Here is an 18,239-nt window from a genome sequence, read left to right on the forward strand (position 1 = left end):
TTCCTATGCTGAATCCATCAAAACGCCGCACGCTGCTGGCGGCCCTGGCCCTGGCACTGGCTGTGGCCGTGCCGGTCTTCGCCGCGGAGCAGACCGAGGATGAAGTCGACCTGTTCCGCGCCATACAGCTGGACAACCTGTCCGCAGTGAAGAAGCTGCTGGCGCGCGGCCTGAGTCCGAATGTGCGCGAACCGGGTGGCGAAACGGCGCTGATCGTCGCGATGCGCTATGAAGCCTACCGGGTGGCCCAGTTGCTGATGGACCAGCCCGGCATTGACCTGGAAGCGAAAGCGCCGAACGGCAATACTGCACTGATGATGGCGGCCTTCCGTCAAAACAAGGAAACCGTGCTGGACATGATCAAGCGCGGGGCCCAGGTCAACCAGAAAGGCTGGGCCGCCTTGCATTATGCGGCAGCGGCCGGCAGCACCGAGATCACCACCATCCTGCTCGACAAGCACGCCTATATCGACGCCGAATCGCCGTCCGGCATGACGCCGCTGATGATCGCCGCGCGCGAAGGGCAGGAAAAAGTGGTGGAGTTGTTGCTGGAGCAGGGCGCGGACGCGACCCTGAAGGACGGCGGCTTCCACCTGACAGCCGCCGAGTTCGCGACCAAGGCCGACAAGCCCTGGATCGCGAAAACCATCAATGCCCACCTGGCCGCGAAGGCCAGGCGCTGATCAGGCCTTGCGGCGCTTGGCGTAAGCGGCCAGGCCCAGCAGGCCCAGACCCATCATCGCCCACGACGATGGCTCCGGCACCGCAGAGACGTTCAGATTGTCCAGCGCGATGCCGGCTTCTTCTGGGAAACCGCCCGTATCGAGGCGATGGATTTCAAACGATGTGAGGTTGGTGAAGCCGGTGAACGAAAAATGGTTGAATGCCGCAGCAGTTCCGCGTGTTTCGATATTGGACAAATCGTCGAGCGTCACGATGGTGCTCACCGTTCCACCGGCAGCCAGTTTTCCTGTGATGACGAAGGAAGCTTGCGGCGAAATGTGATACTGCACCCACGGGTACGGATCATCGTAGAAATTGCTCAGATCGAGTGAGTTCAGATTGAAGGAGCCGCCACCCGTCCGGCTGATTTCCACCGGCTTTCTCGTGGTCAGGTAATCGGTGCCGTTGTCGACGGCGTGGCCGACGAGGCCGGTCGACCACACGGTGGCATAGTAGGAGCCCATGTATCGTTGTTCATCGGCCGACGCAAAGGTATAGCCAGCGACATGGGAAGAGACGCCTGGATAGAAATAGGTATATCCGTTAACACTACTAGCGCTTCCTCCAGCCATGTCCGCTCCCGCAAGACCGTTGAAGTCGATCACTTGCGCGTGTGCGCCAAAGGCGGACGCGAACAGTACGGCGGCGGTCGCCAGCTTGGTAAATTTATTCATCATTGCTACCTTTCGGGTTAAGTTATTTTTAATTATATATTGTATTTAATATATTTACACGGAGATAACTGTTAAATATGCAAGATCGGAATTGACAGGTCTTTTGATCGCAGTTCGCCGCTTCGGGGCCGGTGCTTGTTGGCGATAATGGTTCCAGTGCATTGCTTCCAGACACAATGCTCATTAACCAAGGATACCCATGCTGAACGAACGCGAGATTGAAAGCTGCTATCTGGGGCAATTCATTCCAGTCCACTACCATCACAACATGCTGATGGATCAAAACCGCATGCACGGCTTCAAGTCGGCCATCGACTACGCGGTCAAGCCCGGCGCCAAGGTGCTGGAGTTGGGTGGCGGAACCGGCGTGCTGTCGTGGTTCGCGGCGGCCAAGGCGTCCAAGGTGTATTGCGTCGAGTTCAATCCCGACATGGTCAAGGAAGCGCGCAAGATGCTGGCGCTGAATCCCAACGGCGAAAAGGTCGAAGTCGTCCATGCCGACGCCTTCGAATACCTGCCGCCGGAGCCGGTCGATGTCGTCATCTGTGAGATGATCCACGTCGGCATGCTGCGCGAGAAGCAGGTGGAGGTGATCGAATCGTTCAAGCGCCGCTATACCGAGCGTTTCGGCGGCCCGCTGCCGGTGTTCCTGCCGGAGGCCGTGATCATGGCGGTGCAGCCGCTGCAGCAGGAATACGATTTCGAAGGCTTCTACGCGCCCATCGTGCAGTTCCAGGAAACCACCGTGATCTACCCGGGCACCGTGGAAATGTCCCAGCCTGCGGTCTACAGCATCATCGACTTCAACCAGCCGAACGAGCTGACCTATTCGTGGCAGGGCAAGTTCGTGGTCGAGCGCAACGGCGAGATCAACGCCATGCGCTTCGTCACAAAGAACATCCTGGCCGTGGTCGCCGAGCGCTCGACCACCATCGACTGGCTCAACCACTACATGACGCTGCCGCTGGCCACGCCGGTCAAGGCGCGCGAGGGCGATGTGCTGCAAGTGAGCTTCCAGTACCGCGCCGGCGGCTCGATTCCGTCGCTGCAAGCCTCGCTGCGCGCCGAAATCCTCTACGAAGCCGCGCTGCAACCGGCCAGCTACGTGCCGGCCTACGCTTAAAAAGCCCTTCCCGCAGGTCGTTCTGAAGCGTATATTTCGTCTTTTGCAGAAAGAAATATATGGAACAGAACGACCAACGCTACCTCATCCAGCAGAACAAGATCGCCGACGGCGACCAGAAACCACCCGTCTTCGCCAAAGTCATGCGCAGCAAGGAAGGCGTGTTCGAAGGCGTTTCCTTCATTAAATCGAAGGAAAAGGCCTCGATATTGACCATCGAGCAGGCCAACCAGGCCATCGAATGGGCAGCCAAGAAGAAACCGAACGCCCACGAGTACGTCACCAAGATCATCTGCGTCGGCCAGTAATTCCCATTCATCCGCCATTTCACGCGATTGACCGCAGTGTTTCTGCAGTTGGTCGCATGAGAATTGCCGCCGGAGACCAGCCGCACTAAAGTGACAGCATTGACAACGCATTAACTGCATCGGGAGCATCTCATGTTCGGATTTATGCTGTGGCTGGTTTTGCTGTTCCTTTGCTGGCCGCTGGCTTTGCTGGCGCTGGTGCTCTATCCGGTGTTCTGGCTGATCACGCTGCCGTTCCGCCTGATCGGCATCGGCGTTGAGGGTTTGTTCGAAGTGCTGCGCGCCATAGTCATGCTGCCGGCGCGCATCCTGGGCGGCTCGCCAGGCCGCTGACACGCGCGGACTGCGGTGTCAGTCGCGGTCCGGCGCACCGAGCGGGAAGTAGGGCCGGAAGTAGCGCGCCTCGTCCACCGCGCGGGCGAACGACGGGCGCGCCAGCAAGCGCGCACGGTAGGCGCGCAGCACCGGGAAGCGCTCGGCAATCGGAAATACCCAGTCGGCGTAAAACAGCGCCGGCGCAGCGGCACAGTCGGCCATGGAGAAATCCTGGCCTGTGGCCCAAGTCCTGTCGACAAGATATTCTTCAAGCCACGCATACGCGGCTTCCAGCTTGCTCGCCGCGTAGGCGAGCCCTTCCTCCTTTTTCTCCGCAATGCCAGTCAGTGCCTCGCCCACGGCATGCTGCACGGGGCTCATCACATGCAGATCGAAAAAGCGGTCGAGAAAACGCGTTTCCAGCGCGGCCGCGGCGTCCGTGGGGATCAGGCGCACCGGTCCCGGATGCTGCAGCTGCAGGTGCTCGATGATGATGCTGGTTTCGACGACGTTGCGATCGTCGTCCACCAGCAGCGGGAACTTGCGTAACGGCCAGCGCCGTTGCCACTCGGCCGCATGCTGCGGCGTGTCCGGGCCCAGGCTGCGAAATTCGAATGGCAGGTCATTTTCGTAAAGCGCGATCAGCACTTTCTGTGTGTATGACGAAAATGGATGTCCGTAAAGTGCGAGCGGCATGTTGGCGTCTCCGGTAGCTCAGGCCAGGTTCTGTTTGAGGTAGGCTTCGAGTTTCGCCAGGTGTTGCTTGCCCCCTTCGATGGCGCCGTACTTCTCGACCACCTCGTCGCGCGACTCCTTGTTGGGATAGAGCTGGCGCATCGTGAGCAGGGTGCCGCCGGCGGTTTCCTGCAGCGTGATGCTGGCTTCGAACCAGATCCGCTCGCCGTCGCCATGGTCGTACACCAGCCGGGATGGCGGCGTGATTTCCTTGAATATCGAGTGATTGGGATAGCGGGTGCCATCCGGCCCAACCATGTCAAAGGTCCACTCGCCACCGACCCGGAAATCCATGCTCACTTTTTCGTTGCTGAAACCGTCCGGGCCCCACCAGCGGTTCACGTGCTCGGGCAGGGTCATGGCTTCCCAGATCAGCTCGCGGGCAAAAGGCAATTCTCGCTGCAGCACTAATTCGCGTTCTTTTTCACTCGTGGTCATTGCGTGGTCCTTTCTTGTTTTCCAGGGTATGCAGGTAGTCTTCAAGGCGGTCCAGACGGGACTCCCAGATGCTGCGCTGCTCGTCAATCCAGCCCGATGCCGTTTCAAAAGGCGCTTTTTCCAGACGGCAGGGCCGCCACTGGGCGTTCTTTCCACGGCTGATCAGCTTGGCCCTTTCCAGCACTTTCAGGTGCTTGGTGACGGCCGGCATGGACATGTCGAACGGTTGGGCAAGTTCGCCCACCGTGGCATCGCCTATGCCCAGGCGCGCCAGCATCGCCCGGCGGACAGGGTGGGCCAGCGCCGTGAAAATCGCATCCAGCTGAGTTTCGTATTTAACCATAAGGTTAAATTAAACTGAAAAACCGTTCCTGTCAACAGCTGACGGGAACGGTGCGACTGGTTTGGAAGGGGTTTAGAAGTCGACCAGGAAGCCGGCGCCCAGCGATTTCTGCGAGTAGTTGTAGTCGATCAGGCTTTGGCCGTAGCCGCTGAAGGCTTGCACATAGCCTTTCAGATTGGCCAGCACCGGGAAGGCCCAGCCAGCCTGCAGCGCGCCGTGGCGCGTGGAGAAATTGCGTCGCGCCATCAGCGAGAATTCGTGGCCGTTGTTGCGGTAGCTGAGGTTGAGGTCGCCATGGCCCAGGTAGTCGGTGATGTCGATGTTGTCGTTGTCCGAGCGGGCGTTGTCCAGCCGCTTCCACAGGCGGAACTGCGCGGCGAACTTGCCGTGCTCCGCGCCCACCTCCGCATACACCCGGTTCCAGCTGCGCGACAGCGTCGAGGTCTGGCCGTTAGACTGGTGCACCATGCCGAGCGTCAGGTAGCGCACGTCGAGCGCGCTGCCCAGGTCGATGTTCAGCGGCGTGGTCAGCATCAGCTCGGGCTGGTAGTTGGTCTCGCGGAAGGGGCTGGAGGCGGCGCGGTTGTAGGCTTGCCAGAAGCTGTTCTGGGTGTAGCCGAACCACAGGTCGACCGGCGTCTTGAAGGCTTGCTCGATCAATTTCATCTTGAAGCTGAGTTGATAGGTCAGTTCGACGTGTTTCGCCTCGACGCCGGCAGGCGTGAAGTCTTCAAAAGGTGCATTATTGGAGCTGGTGCTGTAATTGGCCAGCAGCAGATAGGTGTCGCGGTGCGGGCGGACGTTGAACACGCCGCGCTTGGCCGAGCGGTCCAGCTCCCACCATTGCACCATGCGCGAGACGGTGTCTTCCGGCGGTATCGTCGTCAGTGCGGCGACCGTGGGCGGCAACACCGGCGGCGCGGGCGGCTCGGCGGGCTGGGTGCTGGACGGCAGCGCCAGGGCGACCGCCAGCTTGCTGTTCTTGGCGGCGTCCGGCACGCCGACCGCGGCGCCGGCGGCGGCCTGAATCGCGGGGCCGGCTTTGGACAGGCTGTCGTAGCATGCCAGGCGGGCGCTGGCGTCGCCCAGCACGGAGCAGCGCTCGATGCGCAGCTCCAGGTCGGAAGCGGCTTGGGCCAATGCCATGGTCGGCGCTACGCCTAAGGAGAGAAGAAGTACGGTTTTGATAGGCACGGTCATGTGGTACTTTCAGGTAAACTTATAAAATATTCCATAGACTACAGTAATTGCCGTCAGTCATGTCGCACTGCTGGGCTTGAATTACATCGCATGCGCCATATCTACGACTTCCTGCATGACAACTGCAACAAGGAGAGAATGATGACCCGCAAGACACCCATCGAGCGTTACCGCAACATTGGCATCAGCGCCCACATCGACGCTGGCAAGACCACGACCACGGAACGCATCCTGTTTTATACCGGCGTCAACCACAAAATCGGCGAGGTGCACAATGGCGCCGCGACGATGGACTGGATGGAGCAGGAGCAGGAACGCGGGATCACCATCACCTCCGCCGCCACCACCGCCTTCTGGAAAGGCATGGCGGGCAACTTCGCCGAGCACCGCATCAACATCATCGACACGCCGGGCCACGTCGACTTCACCATCGAAGTCGAGCGCTCGATGCGCGTGCTCGACGGCGCCGTCATGGTGTACGACGCGGTCGGCGGCGTGCAGCCGCAGTCGGAAACCGTGTGGCGGCAGGCGAACAAGTACGCCGTGCCGCGCATCGCCTTCATCAACAAGATGGACCGCGTCGGCGCGGACTTCTTCCGCGTGCGCGAGCAGATCGCCACGCGGCTGAAGGGCGTCGCCATTCCGATCCAGATTCCGCTGGGCGCCGAGGACAACTTCCACGGCGTGGTGGACCTGGTCAAGATGCGCGCGATTAACTGGGACGACGAGAGCCTGGGCGTCAAGTTCACCTACGAGGACATCCCGGAGAACCTGAAGGCGCTGGCGCAGGAGTGGCACGACAAGATGGTCGAGGCCGCCGCTGAAGGCACGCCCGAGCTGCTGGAGAAATACCTGGACGGCGGCGTGCTGAGCGAGGAAGAGATCAAGGCCGGACTGCGCCTGCGCACCATCCGCAACGAGATCGTGCCTATGCTGGCGGGCAGCGCCTTCAAGAACCGCGGCGTGCAAGCGATGCTGGACGCGGTGGTCGAGTATCTGCCGTCGCCGGTGGATGTGCCTGCTATCGCCGGCCACGACGAGGATGACAATCCGATCGAACGCCATCCGACCGACAGCGATCCGTTCTCGGCGCTGGCGTTCAAGATCATGACCGATCCGTTCGTCGGCCAGCTGACCTTCTTCCGCGTGTATTCCGGCGTGGTCAATTCCGGCGACACGGTCTACAACCCGACCAAGAGCCAGAAGGAGCGCCTGGGCCGCATCCTGCAGATGCACGCCAACGAGCGCAAGGAGATCAAGGAAGTCTACGCCGGCGACATCGCGGCGGCGGTCGGCCTGAAGGGCGTGACCACCGGCGATACCTTGAGTTCGCCGGATCACGTGATCGTGCTGGAAAAGATGATCTTCCCGGAACCGGTGATCTCGCAGGCGGTCGAACCGAAGACCAAGGCCGACCAGGAAAAGATGGGCATCGCCCTGAACCGGCTGGCGCAGGAGGATCCGTCGTTCCGCGTGCATACGGACGAGGAATCGGGCCAGACCATCATGTCCGGCATGGGCGAGCTGCACCTGGAGATCCTGGTGGACCGCATGCGCCGCGAGTTCAGCGTCGAAGCGACGGTGGGCAAGCCGCAGGTGGCCTATCGCGAGACCATCCAGCGCACGGCCAGCGATGTCGAAGGCAAGTTCGTCAAGCAGTCCGGCGGACGCGGCCAGTACGGCCACGTGGTGCTGACGCTGGAACCGCTGGAGGCGGGCAAGGGCTATGAGTTCGTCGACGCCATCAAGGGCGGCGTGGTGCCGCGCGAGTTCATTCCTGCGGTCGACAAGGGCGTGCAGGAAACCTTGCGCAGCGGCGTGCTGGCCGGCTATCCGGTGGTCGACGTCAAGGTGACGCTGACCTTCGGCTCGTACCACGATGTCGACTCGAACGAGAACGCCTTCCGCATGGCCGGTTCGATGGCCTTCAAGGACGGCATGAAGCGCGCCGACCCCGTGCTGCTGGAACCGATGATGCAGGTGGAAGTGGAAACGCCGGAAGAGTTCATGGGCAACGCCATGGGCGACCTGACGGCGCGGCGCGGCATGGTGCAGGGCATGGACGAAATCCCTGGCGGCGGAGGCAAGATCATCCGCGCGCTGGTGCCGCTGGCCGAGATGTTCGGCTACTCCACCACGCTACGTTCGCTGACGCAGGGCCGGGCGACGTACACGATGGAGTTCAAGCACTACGCCGCCGTGCCGAAGCACATCCTCGACCAGATCGCCGTCTCGTCGAAGGCGCGCCACTAAACCACACCGGGGTCAGGTCAGACCTGACCCCGGATTTATTCGAAGACCTTCAGCTTGAGCTGGACGGAAATGGCGCCATAGAGCCGGTCCTTATAGGTCGGCACTATGGCGACATTGACGCCTACGCTCTTGTATTCGAAGCTGGCGGTCGGGATGGCCGCCAGAAACCATCCGCCCTCGCGCATCCTGGGGTAGCCGCTGAAGCCGCCCGCCACCGCGCCCAACCGCACCGGCCCGACTTTCCACGGCTGGTAGTACACGCCCACGTAGTTCGAATAAGCCCGGTCGCTGTTGTAGAAGCGGCCCGCCGTGGCCGACGCCACCGTCGAGAAACGGTACTCGCCGCCCAGGCCGGGGTTGCTGTCGTTCAGGCCCTTGTCGCGCTGGAAGTGGTAGGAGTAGAAGCCGCCGTTCAGCCACACTTCCTTCAGCGGCGCCGATTCGATGGTCTCGAAGGTGTCGGCCATCGCTCCAGCCGACAGGCCGGCCAGCAGCAGGGCGCCGGCTATACGCAAACTTTTGATCATCCGAAGCTTTCTTCGTCATGTTGGGGACGATGGATTATAGCGAAGGTTGGCGCTGGTTCGCGGGATGGGAAGGTGCTGCCCGTTTTCATGGTCTAGTTGTCCGCCTTGCCGGATCGTAGACTGCCGTTCTTTTCGGGGGACTAACATGAAAATTACCGCAGCACTGGCGCGCGGCGCCAGACAGGCGCTGGCCGTCACGGAGCTGGAGCTGGACGAGCCGCGCGATGACGAGGTGCTGGTCCGCGTTGTCGCCAGCGGCATCTGCCGCACCGATATCGATGTGCGCGACGGCTATCTGCCTACGCCCACGCCGGTCGTGCTCGGCCATGAGGGCAGCGGCGTGGTCGTGCGCGTGGGCCGGCTGGTGCGCCAGTTCGCGCCCGGCGACCACGTGGTCATGTCGATGGGCTCGTGCGGCGTGTGCCCGTCCTGCCAGGTCGGCATGCCGGCCTACTGCGTGCAGCACGTGCCGCTGAACTTCATGGGCTCGCGCCCGGACGGCTCGGTCTGCATGCACGAGCACGGCGAGCGCGTGCACAGCCATTTCTTCTCGCAATCGTCGCACGCCAGCTTCACGGTGGCGCACCAGAGTTCGCTGGTCAAGGTGGCGGATGACGTGGACCTTCGCTGGCTGGGGCCGCTCGCCTGCGGCGTGATGACCGGCGCGGGCGGCGTCATCAACACGCTGAAGCCGGAGGCCGGCACCAGCATCGTCATCTTCGGCGCCGGTACGGTGGGCTTGAGCGCGCTGATGGCCAGCAAGATCGTCGCTTGCAGCCGCCGCATCGTGGTCGACAACAAGCCGGAGCGGCTGGCGCTGGCGCGCGAACTGGGCGCCACCGACACCATCCTGGCCACCGCCGATGCCGACGTTGCCGCACAGGTCCGCGCCTTGACGGACGGCCTGGGCGCGCACAACGCCTTCGAATCGAGCGGCGTGAAAAGCGTGATCGGCGCCGCGTTGACGGCGATACGCGAACGCGGCACCTGCGTGATCACCGGCGTGCTGCCGCAAGGCAGCGTGGTGGAGTTCGACGCCTGGCAACTGCTGCGCGGCCGCACCGTGCGGGGCAGCGTGATGGGCGATTGCCTGCCGTCGCAGTTCATTCCGCGCCTGGTCGAGTTCTATCGGCAAGGCCAGCTGCCGCTGGAGAAAATCTCCCGCCTGTATCCGCTGGCCGACATCAACCAGGCTATCGAGGATGGCATCTCCGGCGCCGTGGTGAAAGCCATCGTCGTCATGCCGCATCCGGACGCTTCAACAACCCAGGACTACCATGACCGTACTCAGCAAAGTTTTTGATTTCGTCATCCTCGGCGGCGGCTCGGCCGGCGCCGTGCTGGCCAACCGTTTGTCCGAAGACGGACGGCATCAGGTTCTGCTGGTCGAGGCCGGCCGCGCCTTCGATCCGGACGCCTATCCCGAAGAGATCTACAGCAGCAACATCATCGCCGCCAAGGGCGACCCGCGCTATGAATGGGGCTACCACGCGCAAGCGGTGGAGCAGGCCCAGCCTGTGTATGCGCCGCGCGGCAAGGTGCTCGGCGGCAGCTCCGCCATCAATGGCGCGGTGGCGTGCCGGGCCTTGCCGTTCGACTTCGCCCGCTATGCCGCCAAGGGCTTGAAAGGGTGGAGCTTTGAAGAAGTGCTGCCGTACTACAAAAAAATGGAAAGCGCGCCGCACGGCGACGAACGCTGGCATGGCCGTAGCGGCCCGCTGCCCATCCACCAGATGAGCATGGACTACATCACGCCGGTGCAGCGGGCGATGGTGGAGGCGTGCTGGGCGCTGGGCGTGGATCGCGTCGACGACTTCAACAACCCGGAGGCCAACAACGGCGCCGGTCCCAATCCGATGAACATCGTCAACGGGGTGCGCGTCAACACCGGTATGGTTTATTTGAACCGCGCCGTGCGGGCCCGTAGCAACCTCACCATCCTGGACCGCAGCCTGATCGACCGGTTGGCGATCGAGGACGGCAAGGTGCAATCGGTGCTGCTGGCCGACGGCCGCGTGGTGCGGGGCAGGGAAGCCATCCTCAGCGCGGGGTCGTACGGCTCGGCGGCAATCCTGCTGCGCTCGGGCATCGGGCCGAAAGCCGATCTGGAGGCGCTGGATATTCCGGTGGTCAAGGACGCGCCGGTCGGCGTGCGCCTGCTGGACCACGCGTTCTACTGGATGAACTTCAGCGGGCAGGCAGCGCTGAAAGGCCAGGAGCACCCGGTGGTCGGCGCCCAGCTGTGGACCAACTCGTCGCGGGCGGGATCGAAGCGTGAACTCGATATCGGCATCTCGCCATCGCACCTGCTCGACCCGGCCAGCAGCCCGACGGGCGTGGCGTTCTCGCTCGGCCTGGAGCTGATGCACTGTACCTCCGAGGGACGCCTTCGCCTGCAGAGCCGCGATCCGCAGGCCGCGCCGCTGATCGAACTGAACCACCTGACCAGCGAGGACGACATGGCGCGCATGGTGGAGTGCTTCCGCCTGGCCCGCAAGCTGGCCGCGACGGAGCCGTTGAAGAGCATGATCGTCGAGGAAATGTATCCTGGTCCCGCCGTCGGCGACAGCGATGCCGAAATACGGAAGGCGCTGGCGCAAGGCGTGGGTACGCTGCAGCATCCTTGCGCGACCGCGCCGATGGGCTTGCCGGACGACCCGGCCGCGGTGGTGGACGAACAGGGCCGCGTCTACGGCGTGCAGGGTTTGCGGGTGATCGATGCGTCGATCTTCCCGGAGATCCCGCTGATCAACCTGAACCCGACCGTCATCATGATGGCCGAGAAGCTGGCCGACACCATCAAGGCGTCGTGGTAGCAGGCTGCGGCGGCGCGCTGGCGGCGGGTTCGGCGAGCCCGTACGCCGCCGGCCAGCTGTCCGGCAGATGCCAGGTGCCGAACAGCCTATCCAGGAAGGGCAGCGTCGAAGCGAAGTTGCGGTCCAGCGGCGCGACGCTGGTGTGGTGCCAGTGGTGGAAGGCCGGCGTGGCGATCAGCGATTCGAGCGGCCCCAGGCGCACGCGCAGATTCGAATGGATGAAGAAGCCCCAGATCGTGCCGATGACGATCACCAGCGCCGGCGTGGCGCTGCCGCCCGCGCTGGCGCCGGCCAGGCCCAGGATGTACAGCGGCGTCATGCCGAACAGCCGGGTGACGACCATGTCGACCGGATGCGCATGCGTATTGATCAGGAAGTACAGATGCTCGGGCTTGTGGTGTACCGAATGGAAGTGCCACAGCCACGGCCAGCGGTGGCTCAGCCGGTGGCCCCAATAGAAGCCGATCTCTGCGATCAGCAGCGACAGCGGCAGCTTGACCGCCAGCGGCAGCGCGCCCACAGCGGCGGGCAGTGCGGCCGGCAGCGCCGCCTGCGCGGCGGCGGCCACCACCGCCATCAGCATGCCGACGACGGCGGCAGGCAGCAGGCTGTTCAGAAAATACAGGCCGAGATTGGCGGCCAGCGCGCGGCGCGGCAGGTGCGCCTTGCGCACGGCCAGCCAGCGCTCCAGCGGCACAAACACCAGCGACAGCAACACCAGCCATACGCACAGCCGGGCCACGTTGACGGCGAAGGTGGGCAGGTAGGCGAGTAGGTCGTTTATCGGTGTCATGGCGTGCATCATAGCGGAAATAAAAATGCCGGACGCGAAGGTCCGGCATCGATGAACAGCGGCTGCGGATTAGGCAGCCTTGGCCTTGCGGCGGCGGGCGGCGAAGCCGACCAGGCCCAGGCCCAGACCCAGCATGCCCCAGGTTTGCGGTTCCGGCACGGCGACCATCGACACGCCATCGAGCAGCGAGAACGGTGGAACGCCGGCAGGCGTGCCCACGGCCAGGAAGCTCAGCACTTCGCTGGCGCCGGACGCGGTGAAGGTGAAGGTCTCTTTCTGCCAGCCGGTGAAGCCGTGGTTGACATTGTTCTTGATGGCGGTCGACTGGGTTTGAGTGCCCAGCGATACCTGCCATTGTTCGGTGGTCGCGCCGTCGAAGCCGGACTGCTGGGCGCCGGCCCAGTAGAAGGTCAGGTTGTATTGCTGACCGGCGACCAGGCCGTTGACGGTCTGCTGCAGCGGAGCCATTTCAAATGCGCCATCGGCTGCGACGAAGTTGCCGCCGACCGGGCTCGCTTGCAGGCCGTTCGAGGCGCCATTGTTCGGGCCCCACAGTTCCAGGTTGCCGTAGCTGCCCGAAGTGCCGCCGTTGTCCACGTTCGAACCGTTGAACAGGAAGTTGTAGCCGTTGCTGGTCCAGCCGGACAGCTGATGGCCGTTCCAGTTGATCTGGCCGTAGTCGCCGGTTTCGAAGCCGCCGTTGACGATCAGTTCGGTGGAGGCGCTGGCCGCGCCGGTGCTCAGTGCGGCTGCGGCGGTGACGGCCAGCAGCAAGGATTTGATACGCATAATGTAGCTCCAGAATTCTCAATTCGGACGGGCACCCGGCCGCCGGCGGTAAGGAAAGATCACTGGCTAAAAAGCAATGATCTTGTTCGGAAAGCATTATGCTTAAAAATAGTTTAAAAAGGAATATTTTTAATTTGTAAAGAAAGTTGCATTTAACTCAAACCTTGTGCTACGAAGCGGGAGCGCTTCCATAGCAAGATGAAAGTAAATGGCGCCCTCAAATCGTCATCCGCCAGCCGCGCCGGTCGGCGCCTGCCATAGCGAGCCAGAACACGGCGGTGAAGGCCAGCGCGAACGCCATCGATGCGGCCCAGGGGCCGAAAAGCGGCGTCAAAGGCTGGCTGAAAACGCGGGCGTACAGCGGCCCCATGATGCCGCTGCCTTCGATGACGCAAGTTGCGATCCATGATCCCGCATACGCGGCGATGGCGTTGACGCCCATCGCCCGGCCCAAAGGCGGCCAGTCGCGCACGTCGATCAGCTGGTGCGCCAGCGCGATCGCCAGCATGCCGAAGCCGCCGGTCCACAGCACGAACGACGAGGTCCACAACTGCTTGTTGAACGGCAGCGCCAGCGACCATAGGCCGCCTGCCAGCATCGCCGCCACGCCGGCCAGCGCCAGTTTGCGGGTCTGGCCCGAGCGCAGCCAGTCGCCGGCGCGCAGGCCGAGAATGACGGTGGCCAGCGAAGGCAGCGTGCCCAGGATGCCCTCGGGATCGTGGCCGATACCGGTGGCGGCGTCGTACTGGTAGGCCAGGTGGCCCAGCAGCGCGCTGTCGATGCGGTCGGACAGGTTCAGTCCCGGCTCCAGCGTCCCCCCGGCGAGCAGCAAGGCCCAGTGGGCCAGCAGGATGGCGGCGAAGACGGCCCATTGCGCGCGGGCGCCGCGCACGTGGATCGCCAGCAGGCCGGCGGCCGCGAAGCAGATGCCCGTCCGTTGCAGCACGCCGAACAGGCGGAAGCCGCGCCCGTTCAGCAGCAGCATCGCCACCACATGCAGCGCAAGACCCAGCAACACGATGCGCACGGCGCGCAGCAGCACCGAGCGGGCCAGCGGCGCGGTGGCCGCGCCGGCGTCCAGGCGGGGACTCAGCGCCAGATTGATCGATATGCCGACGATCAGCATAAAGATGGGGAAGATGAAATCCGGCGGCGTGCAGCCGTGCCACTCGGCGTGTTCGAGCCAGGGGTAGACGTGCGACCAGTCGCCGGCGTCGTTCACCAGCAGCATGGCGGCCACCGTCAGGCCGCGCACTGCGTCGATAGAATTGATGCGCATAGTTGTATGTTTTAGAGCTGCAGTTTGATGTGCAAGCGGTTGAGGCCAGCGGCCAGCGCCATGACGAACATGGCGTAGGCGATGGCCCAGAAAAATCCGGGCAAGCCGGAATCCAGCACGCCGGGGAACGCGAGTTGCAGGTACTGCATCAGCGCATAGACGATGTAGGGAATGAGGTAGACCAGCAACGGGTTGGCCGCCGCCGGGCGGACCAGCGCGGTCCAGGCGCCATGGCGCTTCAGGTCCACCACCCAGTACAGCGCGGCAAACAGCAGCACGCAGATGGCGGAGCTGTACAGCGCCCAGCTGGGCGTGGCCTGGATCTTCGATATCTTGAAGTAGGGCTGGAGTAGCAAGGCCAGCGCCGCCAATCCCGCCGCCAGCAGCAGCGCATCGCGCAACGGCCGGCCGCGCTGGCGGCCGAAGACGATCTGCGCCGTCAGCATGCCGCATAGCGCGATCGATGTGTGCACCGCGTTTTCGGCCTGCGGGGAATCCCCATGGGTGGCGCAGTACAGGCCTGTGCAGGCCAGCACCAGCGCGGCGAGCGGAAGCAGGCGTGCGCGTGTCAGCTCCCATGCCACGGCACTGTACAGGTACGCCCAGCCTATCAGTCCCAGTATGCCCCACCATTGCGGCGCCAGACGCAGGCTGCCATCGGGGCCGCCGCGAAACGCCAGCGCCAGGGCCAGCAGGCCGGCGACGCCGGCCGCCCGCAAGGCCCAGGCCAGCGCCTTGCTCTTGAACCGGTAGACCATCCACACCAGCATGGCGCAGCCGTAGAACAGCAGCGACCACAAATGGATGGACATGCCCATCGCCGCTTCGTTGTAGCCGCCTTCCGCGTTGACCATGAAGACGCCCAGCACCAGCAGGCCGGCGGCGCGCGCCAGCACGTGCAGCCAGCGGGCCGCCGCCGTGTCGCCCGCCGCCTGCCGCCGCGCCATGGCGAACGGTATCGACATGCCGACGATGAACAGGAAGGCCGGGAACACCACGTCCGGGAAGGTCATGGCGTCGGCGTCCGCGGGGGCATGCTCCATCCAGGCGGGCATGCCGCGCACGCCCGCCAGCGTGTTCACGAAGATCATGACCAGGATGGTGATGCCGCGGAAGGCGTCGATCGCCAGTATCCGCGCGGGTTTAGAGTTTGCCACGCAGTCCCAGGTAGTATTGGCGGCCGTTCGAATACGAGGCGATAGGCTGGTCCTTGTTTTCGCCGTAGTAGCGCAGCACGGCGTTGTTCAGGTTCAGCGCATCGAAGGTGATCGACAGGTTCTCGTTGATCTTGTAGCTGACCGACGCCGCCAGGTTGCCGGTGCCCGCCATCACCTGCGGGAAGCTGTTGTACAAGCCGCCGGAGAAGCTGGAACGATAGGTGTAGGCCAGGCGCGCGCTCAGGCGGTCGTCCTCGTAGTAGGTCTCGGCATTGTAGGTGTTCTTCGAATTGCCCACCACCGGCTTGCCGTCGCCCGCCGTGCCGTCGGTGTAGGTATAGTTGGCCACCACGCCGACGCCGCCGAACAGGTACTGCTGGTAGGCCAGCTCCACGCCCTTGTTCTTGGCGGTGTTATTGGTCGGCGACGAAATCGCGTAGCTGTCGAAGCGCTTGAACGAACTGTTGAAGTAGGTGAGGTTGGCCGTGCCGAAGGTGACGTAGGACGACATGTCCATGTAGAACAAGCCGGCCGACAGCAGCGATTTGGGCGAGAAGTACCATTCCAGCGCGACGTCGTAGTTGGTCGAACGGACCGGCTTCAGGTTGGCGTTGCCGCTGCTGCCGGTCAGGTTGGTGTCGTTCAGCGTCACGGCGCCGACCATGGCGCTGAAGTCGGGACGGGCCATGGTCTTGGCGATAGCGGCGCGACCCACCAGGTTTGGCGACAGGTCGATCTTGAAGTTCGCGCTAGGCAGCACGTCGTTGTAGCCGCTCTTGTTCAAGGTCGGCGTGTAGACGCCGTTGATGTTGTCCTGGCCGATAGGATGGTCGCCGCCGGGAATGTTGGTGATGGTGGCCTGGTTGGTGTGCACGTAGCGCACGCCGACATTGCCGCGCCAGCCGTCGCCGGCCAGGTTGACCATGGCGTAGATGGCGCTGGACTTTTCCCTCACATCCATCTCGCCGGCCCAGTTCTGGGTGGTCGGGCCGCCGGCCAGGTCGTACTTGTCCGCCCAGGCGACGATATTGCCAGGGCTGATCTGCCAGACGTTGCGCAGGAAGTCGGCGGCGTTGCTGATGCCGTTGCCGAAGTTGGACGGATAGGTGGTGCCGCTCCACGCGGGCAGCGGCGCCGAGGTGGTGCCGTCGCAGGCCTTGCAGCTGCGGTTCTCCGGCTGGCTGACGCTGCGATGGTGCTCGGCGTAGCGCACGCCGAACTTGGCCGATTCGAATACGCCGCGGTCAAGCCGCAATTCGCCGTCGGCCTGCGCGTATTTTTCGCTGTCCTTGGTGATCACGTGCGAGCCCCAGGCGGAGGCGGTGACGTAGTTGGTGAACTTGGACGTGTCCGCGCCGGGGAAGGACATGGTGGCCGGCGACAGGCCGTTCAAGGTGTAGCTGGACCCGGCGCCCGTCAGGCCGGCCTCGTAGCCGATATCGGCCGGGGTCTTGCCGGAGCCGCGCGTGTAGCCCACGGAGCCGGTCACGCGCAGGTCCTGATTGACCTTGTAGCTGCCATCGAGGTCGATGTAGGCCGACGAGGAGGTCGAGCCGGGACGGTAGATCTGGTCGCCGAAGGCCGAGTACAGCTGCGAGTTGTAGGTCTGCGTGGCGCTGACGCCCGGATATTGCGAAGCCGGTATCGTCGCCGCCACCAGCGTGCCGCTCTTGATGGTGTAGGCGGACGGGATGACGCCGACCGAGGCGCCGGTGTCCGCATTGGTGGCGTTGATGTTGGCGGCGATGTTGTTGTAGAAGCTGCGGTTGTAGTTGGCCGCGTCCAGCGTGGAGCTGAAACCGTTGATGTCGAAGGTCAGGTCCTTGCTCGGCTTGAACTGCAGGTCGAAGGCGCCGCCGGTGCGCTTGCGTGTCTGCTCGAACAGCGAGGCGCTGATGCCGGCCGGCGCCAGTATGCCCGCCAGTTCGGGATGCGCCTTGGCGGCGTTGCTGTCGGCGGCGATGGGGGTGTAGCCATAGAACTCCTGGCCGTCGCGGCGTTCATGGCGTTTTTCCGAGAACAGCTGCACCAGCACGCCGAAGGTCTTGGCGTCGTTCTTCCAGCCCAGTAGCGCGTTCAGTTGCGGATCGGTTTTCTTCGGCAGGTCGGTGTAGATGGCTTGCGCCGATGCTTCCAGCGTCAGCTGCTTCTTGAAGTCCAGCGGCTTGCGGGTTTCGATATTGACCGAGCCGGCCACGCCGCCTTCGACCATGTCGGCCTGCTGGCTTTTCTGCACCGTGACGGCGCTGACGATCTCCGACGGCAGCAGCGCGTAGCTGACGCTGCGGCCCACCGCGCCCGCCTGGTCCAGCACGAACCAGTCGCCGGTGCCGATCGTGTGGCCGTTGACCTGCGTTTGCGTCAGGCTGGAGCTGGTGCCGCGGATGCTCACGCGGTCGTTTTCCGCGAAGCCGCCTTCGCCGCCGGCGGAGGAGGAGATGTTCACGCCCGGTACGCGCTGGATGGCGTCGGCCACGTTCTTGTCCGGCATTTTGCCGATATCCTCGGCCGATACCACTTCGGACAGCGTATCGCTGTTGCGCTTGCGGGTCAGCGCCTGTTGCAGGGAGGCGCGGATACCGGTGACTACCACCTGTTCCAGCTGCTTGCCGCTGTCGTCCGCCGCCTGCTGCGCCAGTGCCGGCGTCGCCGATGCTGCGCATGCCAGCATCAACGCCACTGCCGACGCGATCGGCGTAGGCGCCGTTTTCATCCCTGCTTTGCTGTCCATCTAGTCTCCCTCGTTTGAAGATTGTTTTAGTGTGG

18 protein-coding genes are annotated in these 18,239 nt (G+C 63.6%); 7 read left to right on the plus strand and 11 right to left on the minus strand.

Annotation, left to right across the window (positions count from 1 at the left end; translation table 11 throughout):
- The first annotated feature begins 5 nt into the window (after window positions 1-5).
- Window positions 6-683: an ankyrin repeat domain-containing protein gene (locus tag DUGA2_RS00965; RefSeq protein ID WP_070266669.1), complete on the plus strand. Its 678-nt coding sequence runs from the start codon at window positions 6-8 to the stop codon at window positions 681-683.
- Here the strand turns inward: DUGA2_RS00965 and DUGA2_RS00970 are convergent, their stop codons facing one another.
- A complete protein-coding gene (locus DUGA2_RS00970; RefSeq protein ID WP_168167745.1) occupies window positions 684-1,397 on the minus strand; it encodes a PEP-CTERM sorting domain-containing protein in 714 nt (237 codons plus the stop codon).
- Between the two features lie 199 nt (window positions 1,398-1,596).
- Here DUGA2_RS00970 and DUGA2_RS00975 point away from each other — a divergent pair, with 199 nt between their 5' ends.
- From DUGA2_RS00975 to DUGA2_RS00985, 3 genes are all read left to right on the plus strand, one after another.
- Window positions 1,597-2,520, plus strand: coding sequence for a methyltransferase domain-containing protein (locus tag DUGA2_RS00975; RefSeq protein ID WP_070266671.1), 924 nt, complete (start codon window positions 1,597-1,599; stop codon window positions 2,518-2,520).
- A gap of 59 nt (window positions 2,521-2,579) precedes the next feature.
- Window positions 2,580-2,828: a hypothetical protein gene (locus DUGA2_RS00980; RefSeq protein WP_008448427.1), complete on the plus strand. Its 249-nt coding sequence runs from the start codon at window positions 2,580-2,582 to the stop codon at window positions 2,826-2,828.
- Between the two features lie 132 nt (window positions 2,829-2,960).
- Window positions 2,961-3,161 (plus strand): hypothetical protein, encoded by a 201-nt coding sequence (locus tag DUGA2_RS00985; protein ID WP_070266672.1) that lies wholly within the window; start codon window positions 2,961-2,963, stop codon window positions 3,159-3,161.
- A gap of 18 nt (window positions 3,162-3,179) precedes the next feature.
- Here the strand turns inward: DUGA2_RS00985 and DUGA2_RS00990 are convergent, their stop codons facing one another.
- The 4 genes from DUGA2_RS00990 to DUGA2_RS01005 form a co-directional block, all read right to left on the minus strand.
- Window positions 3,180-3,839 (minus strand): glutathione S-transferase family protein, encoded by a 660-nt coding sequence (locus tag DUGA2_RS00990; RefSeq protein ID WP_070266673.1) that lies wholly within the window; start codon window positions 3,837-3,839, stop codon window positions 3,180-3,182.
- Window positions 3,840-3,857: 18 nt separating this feature from the next.
- On the minus strand, window positions 3,858-4,316 hold the full coding sequence (locus tag DUGA2_RS00995; RefSeq protein ID WP_070266674.1) for an SRPBCC family protein: 459 nt from the start codon (window positions 4,314-4,316) through the stop codon (window positions 3,858-3,860).
- The gene (locus tag DUGA2_RS01000; protein ID WP_070266675.1) at window positions 4,303-4,659 is read right to left on the minus strand and encodes a helix-turn-helix transcriptional regulator; all 357 of its coding nucleotides are present in this window, start codon (window positions 4,657-4,659) and stop codon (window positions 4,303-4,305) included. Before DUGA2_RS01000 ends, DUGA2_RS00995 begins: the two co-directional genes overlap by 14 nt.
- 72 nt (window positions 4,660-4,731) lie before the next feature.
- Window positions 4,732-5,805, minus strand: coding sequence for a phospholipase A (locus DUGA2_RS01005; RefSeq protein WP_070266676.1), 1,074 nt, complete (start codon window positions 5,803-5,805; stop codon window positions 4,732-4,734).
- A gap of 195 nt (window positions 5,806-6,000) precedes the next feature.
- On the opposite strand from DUGA2_RS01005, the gene fusA reads away from it, so the two are divergent.
- Entirely contained in the window at window positions 6,001-8,112 is a 2,112-nt protein-coding gene (gene fusA, locus DUGA2_RS01010; RefSeq protein ID WP_008448431.1) for an elongation factor G, read from the plus strand.
- A gap of 35 nt (window positions 8,113-8,147) precedes the next feature.
- On the opposite strand, the gene DUGA2_RS01015 is transcribed toward fusA, so the two are convergent.
- The gene (locus DUGA2_RS01015; protein ID WP_070266677.1) at window positions 8,148-8,639 is read right to left on the minus strand and encodes a hypothetical protein; all 492 of its coding nucleotides are present in this window, start codon (window positions 8,637-8,639) and stop codon (window positions 8,148-8,150) included.
- Between the two features lie 145 nt (window positions 8,640-8,784).
- On the opposite strand from DUGA2_RS01015, the gene DUGA2_RS01020 reads away from it, so the two are divergent.
- On the plus strand, window positions 8,785-9,942 hold the full coding sequence (locus tag DUGA2_RS01020; RefSeq protein ID WP_070266678.1) for an NAD(P)-dependent alcohol dehydrogenase: 1,158 nt from the start codon (window positions 8,785-8,787) through the stop codon (window positions 9,940-9,942).
- A complete protein-coding gene (locus DUGA2_RS01025) occupies window positions 9,917-11,455 on the plus strand; it encodes a GMC family oxidoreductase (protein WP_070266679.1) in 1,539 nt (512 codons plus the stop codon). The genes DUGA2_RS01020 and DUGA2_RS01025 overlap by 26 nt, the downstream gene beginning before the upstream one ends.
- On the opposite strand, the gene DUGA2_RS01030 is transcribed toward DUGA2_RS01025, so the two are convergent.
- The 5 genes from DUGA2_RS01030 to DUGA2_RS01050 form a co-directional block, all read right to left on the minus strand.
- The gene (locus DUGA2_RS01030) at window positions 11,439-12,248 is read right to left on the minus strand and encodes a sterol desaturase family protein (RefSeq protein ID WP_229214558.1); all 810 of its coding nucleotides are present in this window, start codon (window positions 12,246-12,248) and stop codon (window positions 11,439-11,441) included. The two genes, DUGA2_RS01025 and DUGA2_RS01030, sit on opposite strands and share 17 nt — an antisense overlap.
- A 69-nt stretch (window positions 12,249-12,317) precedes the next feature.
- A complete protein-coding gene (locus DUGA2_RS01035) occupies window positions 12,318-13,037 on the minus strand; it encodes a PEP-CTERM sorting domain-containing protein (protein ID WP_070266681.1) in 720 nt (239 codons plus the stop codon).
- Between the two features lie 217 nt (window positions 13,038-13,254).
- Window positions 13,255-14,316: an acyltransferase family protein gene (locus DUGA2_RS01040; RefSeq protein WP_070266682.1), complete on the minus strand. Its 1,062-nt coding sequence runs from the start codon at window positions 14,314-14,316 to the stop codon at window positions 13,255-13,257.
- 11 nt (window positions 14,317-14,327) lie between these two features.
- Window positions 14,328-15,473, minus strand: a complete 1,146-nt coding sequence (locus tag DUGA2_RS01045) for a DUF5009 domain-containing protein (protein ID WP_070266683.1) — start codon at window positions 15,471-15,473, stop codon at window positions 14,328-14,330.
- Complete coding sequence (locus DUGA2_RS01050) at window positions 15,460-18,204, minus strand: TonB-dependent receptor (protein ID WP_070266684.1); 2,745 nt, start codon at window positions 18,202-18,204, stop codon at window positions 15,460-15,462. The genes DUGA2_RS01045 and DUGA2_RS01050 overlap by 14 nt, the downstream gene beginning before the upstream one ends.
- Window positions 18,205-18,239 lie beyond the last annotated feature (35 nt).

The organism is Duganella sp. HH101 (assembly GCF_001758795.1).
GTDB lineage: Bacteria > Pseudomonadota > Gammaproteobacteria > Burkholderiales > Burkholderiaceae_D > Rugamonas > Rugamonas rivuli.

Bases quoted from the DNA above. Each gene is read 5' to 3' on its own strand.
- DUGA2_RS00975 (WP_070266671.1), top strand. From the start codon at position 1,597: ATGCTGAACGAACGCGAGATTGAAAGCTGCTATCTGGGGCAATTCATT.
- fusA (WP_008448431.1), top strand. From the start codon at position 6,001: ATGACCCGCAAGACACCCATCGAGCGTTACCGCAACATTGGCATCAGC.
- DUGA2_RS01000 (WP_070266675.1), bottom strand. From the start codon at position 4,659: ATGGTTAAATACGAAACTCAGCTGGATGCGATTTTCACGGCGCTGGCC.
- DUGA2_RS01020 (WP_070266678.1), top strand. From the start codon at position 8,785: ATGAAAATTACCGCAGCACTGGCGCGCGGCGCCAGACAGGCGCTGGCC.
- DUGA2_RS00965 (WP_070266669.1), top strand. From the start codon at position 6: ATGCTGAATCCATCAAAACGCCGCACGCTGCTGGCGGCCCTGGCCCTG.
- DUGA2_RS00980 (WP_008448427.1), top strand. From the start codon at position 2,580: ATGGAACAGAACGACCAACGCTACCTCATCCAGCAGAACAAGATCGCC.
- DUGA2_RS01035 (WP_070266681.1), bottom strand. From the start codon at position 13,037: ATGCGTATCAAATCCTTGCTGCTGGCCGTCACCGCCGCAGCCGCACTG.
- DUGA2_RS00985 (WP_070266672.1), top strand. From the start codon at position 2,961: ATGTTCGGATTTATGCTGTGGCTGGTTTTGCTGTTCCTTTGCTGGCCG.
- DUGA2_RS01015 (WP_070266677.1), bottom strand. From the start codon at position 8,639: ATGATCAAAAGTTTGCGTATAGCCGGCGCCCTGCTGCTGGCCGGCCTG.
- DUGA2_RS00995 (WP_070266674.1), bottom strand. From the start codon at position 4,316: ATGACCACGAGTGAAAAAGAACGCGAATTAGTGCTGCAGCGAGAATTG.
- DUGA2_RS01025 (WP_070266679.1), top strand. From the start codon at position 9,917: ATGACCGTACTCAGCAAAGTTTTTGATTTCGTCATCCTCGGCGGCGGC.
- DUGA2_RS01050 (WP_070266684.1), bottom strand. From the start codon at position 18,204: ATGGACAGCAAAGCAGGGATGAAAACGGCGCCTACGCCGATCGCGTCG.
- DUGA2_RS00970 (WP_168167745.1), bottom strand. From the start codon at position 1,397: ATGAATAAATTTACCAAGCTGGCGACCGCCGCCGTACTGTTCGCGTCC.
- DUGA2_RS00990 (WP_070266673.1), bottom strand. From the start codon at position 3,839: ATGCCGCTCGCACTTTACGGACATCCATTTTCGTCATACACACAGAAA.
- DUGA2_RS01040 (WP_070266682.1), bottom strand. From the start codon at position 14,316: ATGCGCATCAATTCTATCGACGCAGTGCGCGGCCTGACGGTGGCCGCC.
- DUGA2_RS01005 (WP_070266676.1), bottom strand. From the start codon at position 5,805: ATGGCATTGGCCCAAGCCGCTTCCGACCTGGAGCTGCGCATCGAGCGC.
- DUGA2_RS01030 (WP_229214558.1), bottom strand. From the start codon at position 12,248: ATGACACCGATAAACGACCTACTCGCCTACCTGCCCACCTTCGCCGTC.